Consider the following 236-nt stretch of genomic DNA (forward strand, 5'->3'; position numbering starts at 1 on the left):
GTGATTAAGTGGTCATAATAAACCCGTCGAAGGAACAGAAGAAATATTACCCGTTTGCACACCCATCTAAAACTATAATGGTATTAGCTTCAAACAATCTGCCCATCGTTCCGTTTACCCCACCTAAATTCTTGCCCCCAATCCCTTTGGTAGTTAAAGTTTGGACAGTACAGAGTACTGCCGCAAACAAAAGCAAATATTTTACACTTTGCATGTATTCTATTTTACGAAAACCC

At 39.0% G+C, this 236-nt stretch carries 1 protein-coding gene; it reads right to left on the minus strand.

What is annotated here, in order from left to right; all coding sequences use genetic code 11:
• Positions 1-46 precede the first annotated feature (46 nt).
• The coding region (locus SB786_RS37675; RefSeq protein ID WP_410731769.1) for a hypothetical protein at positions 47-236 on the minus strand (190 nt) is incomplete at its 5' end.

It is taken from the genome of Burkholderia sp. SIMBA_062, from assembly GCF_046534765.1.
Taxonomy (GTDB): domain Bacteria; phylum Pseudomonadota; class Gammaproteobacteria; order Burkholderiales; family Burkholderiaceae; genus Burkholderia; species Burkholderia ambifaria.